This window comes from Paenibacillus sp. sg306046, from assembly GCF_059821225.1.
In genome coordinates, this window is record NZ_JCAMRT010000061.1 from 1 (window position 1) to 3,707 (window position 3,707).

Genomic DNA, 3,707 nt, shown 5'->3' on the forward strand with positions numbered 1-3,707 from the left:
CGATCAAGGTGCCTTTCGGCTTGCCCGTCGTTCCCGAGGTGTAGATCACATAGGCCAGATCGCCCGGCTGGTTAACCGAGACGAGGTTCGCGCTGTCCGCGGTGTAGGTTTGCTCGTCATCTAGGCATAGCGAGACGCCCGCAAAGGCCGCTTTGTCCCGCAAATGCGCCTGCAGCAGCAGCACCCCGGCTCCCGAATCGTCCAGCATATAGCGGATGCGCTCCTCCGGGTAGTCCGGATCAATGGGCACATACGCCCCGCCCGCCTTCAGGATGGCCAGAATCCCGACCACCATGGAAGGGGAACGCTCGGCCATAATGCCCACCAGTCGGTCCGCCCCTACGCCTTGGTCCCGCAGGGTACGCGCCAGGCGGTTCGCCCGCTCGTTCAGCTCCCGGTACGTCAGCCGCTCGTCCTCATACTCGACCGCGACCGCATCCGGATGCCGCTCTGCCTGCTCCTCGAACAACCCGTGAATCGTCTTCTCTCTCGGGTAGTCCGCATCCGTATCGTTGAATACGGTAAGCAGCTCATGCATCTCGGCCTCAGACAAGATGTCCGCTCTGTCGACCGCCAGATCCGGATGGAACAAAACGCCCGAAAGAAGCCGAATGTAATGATCGATCACCTTGACCATAAAATCTTGGTCGTATCGGGTGGAGTCGAAGCTTAGATTCAAGACCACGGAGCCCTGCATTGATTCAAACTGAAACAAGGTATCGGTCCAGGCTTTGTTCTTCCCGGCGTCCGTATGTAGGCTTGCTAACGAGACCACTGTAGGGACAACGGGCTCGCCAGACGGATTGTACTCTATGTTCATAGGCCGAACCATTTTTCGAAACGGAATATGCTGATGCTCGATGGCTCCACTGACGGACAATCTGATTTGGCCCAGCAGCGTTCTAAGCGTGCTCTCGCCGTTCACCCTAGTTTTAATCAAGAGAACATCGTGGGTCGGCGGATTTTCATCATCAGGCTCGCTGTACGCGGGCATGCCCACAATGATATGTTCTTGGTGGGTGTAGGCGTAGAGCAGCTCGTTGACTCCCGCCAATACGATCAGATAGACGGCCATGTCCGATCCATTTGCCAGCGAGAGAATTTTCGCCGATAGCTCCTGTGGCAGCGTGCGGCAGATTACACCTGTGTTGGACGCAGCATTCACGCTCGTTCCCTTAATGGCGGGGCTGCTGTACGGCAAAAAGCTCATACTATCCTCGGCGTCAAATATTTCGTTCCAATATGCCTCTTCCCTCTCAAATACCGACTTCATTCGTATCCCCCCATACTGATGTCAGACAAAACCCGGAGTGTGTGCCCCCGGAACAAGACGGACACACACTCTTTCGGGTATAGACGGTGTATTTCTTCGGTTCTGTCTAGAATGCAAATTCAATGTCTTCCAACGAGCCTTTGCGGCTGGCCGAAGGCGCATGACATTGGATTTGGTTTAATGGGATGCTCGGATCTTCGCAAATCTGCGACAACACGAACAAGAAATCCTTCGACATTTTATGGATCATCGCCGGTTTGAACAGCTTGGTGCAGTACTGGAAGCCGCCCTTGATGACTCCGTTATCTTCCGCTGCAAACAAGGAAAGATCGAATTTCGCATCATTCGTATGGTCAAGAACGTACGGGGTCAAGTGCAGCGCTTCAAACCGGGCCTCACGATCCTCGGTATTCTGCATGACAAACATCGTGTCGAACACCGGATTGCGGCTTGCGTCCCGTTTCACATTCAACCGCTCAACAAGCTCTTCGAAAGGATAGTCTTGATGCTCGAATGCGCCCAAGGTTGTTTCTTTGACTTCTTCCAGGAAGGAAGCAAACGCCTTGTCTCCCGCCGGATAATTGCGGATGGCAAGCGTGTTGACAAACATCCCGAGCAGCGGCTCCAAATCCGGATGTGTTCTTCCCGCGACAGGCGTCCCCACAACGATGTCTTCCTGGCCGCTGTATTTGGAAAGCAACACGTTATAGGCGGATAGGAGAACCATATACAGCGTGCTTCCGCCGGTTGCCGCCAATTGGTTTAATTGCCGTGCAAGCTCGGCATCGACTTCGAATTCGGCATGCGCTCCTTCAAAGCTTCGAACCAAAGGCCGTTCGTAATCCGTTGGCAAATCTGCCACAGGCAGATCCCCTTCGAACGCCTGCAGCCAATACCCCTCCTGCTTATTCATGCGCTCGCGCTGCGCCTCGTGCTGCTGCCATACGGCATAATCCTTGTACTGAATCCGCAAAGCGGGGAGCTCCTCGCCTGCATAAAGTCGGGACCATTCATCCACCAAAATCCCCATTGAGACGCCGTCGGAAATTAAGTGATGCATGTCCACCATCAGCAGATGGCGCTCCGACTCCAGCTCGACGAGTCCTACGCGAAGCAAAGGCGGATGCTTCAAATCAAAGGTGCGGACGAAACCGCGGACAATGTCTTTGACCTCTGCTTCGTCAGCCTGCCCGTATTCCACCTCAAATTCCACTTGCGCGTGCACCCGCTGTACCGGTTCGCCGTGTACCATCTCAAAGCCGGTGCGCAAAATCTCATGCCGTGCGATCAGCTTCCTAAACGCCTCTTCAAACCGCTCGCGATTCAGCGGACCTTCCAGCGTCATGAATTCCGGCATGTTGTAGCTTTGTTCCGCGCCTTCCAGTTGATGCATAATGTAAAGCCGCTTTTGCGCCGAGGATACCGGGTAGTACGCCCTTTCCTCAGCGGCCGGTATGGATGCATAAGCCATTTGCGCCATGTCGGCGATCGCTTTCGCCATCTCCTCAATGGTCGGGAGCCGGAATACGTCCCGCAGCGGCAGATTGACGTTCAGCTCTTTATAGAGCTTGCTTACCAACGCCGTCGCGCGAAGGGAATGCCCCCCTAGATCGAAGAAATTGTCCTTCACTCCGATCCGCTCGACGCCAAGCACTTCTTTCCAAACGCGTACCAGCTTGGCTTCCAGCTGTGTGCGTGGCGCGGCATATTCCGCACCGGTATGGACGCTTCCCTCCGGCGCGGGCAGCGCCTTGCGGTCCGTCTTTCCGTTCGACGTCAGCGGCATCTTCTCCAGCTGCACGAAGTGCGACGGAATCATGTACCCCGGCATTTCCTGCGACAGCTTTCCTCTTAGCTCGCTCACCGTCAGCGCCTTGTCCGCTACCAAGTATGCGCACAGCTGCTTCTCGCCGCTTTCGTCCTCTCGCGCGATGACGATCGCTTCCTGCACCGACTCCACCTTCAACAGCTGCGCTTCCACTTCCCCAAGCTCGATCCGGTACCCGCGTATTTTCACCTGATGGTCGATCCGTCCCAAATACTCGATGTTNCACCGACTCCACCTTCAACAGCTGCGCTTCCACTTCCCCAAGCTCGATCCGGTACCCGCGTATTTTCACCTGATGGTCGATCCGTCCCAAATACTCGATGTTCCCGTCCGGCAGCCATCTCGCCAGGTCCCCTGATTTGTACATCTGTTCTCCCTGCGCAAACGGGTTCTCCACGAACTTCTCCGCCGTCAGCTCCGGACGGTTCAAGTACCCGCGCGCCAGACCGTCTCCGGCCACATACATCTCTCCGGCCACGCCTGTCGGCACGCATCGGCGGCCCGCATCCAGCACGTACACCTTCAGCGTAGGGATCGGTCTTCCGATGTTGCTTCTCCCCTCGGCGATTTCCACCTCGGTGATTTCCTTGTACGTCACGTGTACCG

At 56.0% G+C, this 3,707-nt stretch carries 1 protein-coding gene and 2 pseudogenes; all 3 read right to left on the reverse strand.

What is annotated here, in order from left to right:
* A partial coding sequence (locus AC6ROY_RS25200) for an AMP-binding protein (RefSeq protein ID WP_500103311.1) occupies window positions 1-1,273 on the reverse strand: 1,273 nt, incomplete at its 3' end.
* Between the two features lie 106 nt (window positions 1,274-1,379).
* Window positions 1,380-3,323, reverse strand: a pseudogene (locus AC6ROY_RS25205) (condensation domain-containing protein); the annotation flags it as partial.
* A gap of 25 nt (window positions 3,324-3,348) precedes the next feature.
* Window positions 3,349-3,707 (reverse strand): annotated as a pseudogene (locus AC6ROY_RS25210) (AMP-binding protein); the annotation flags it as partial.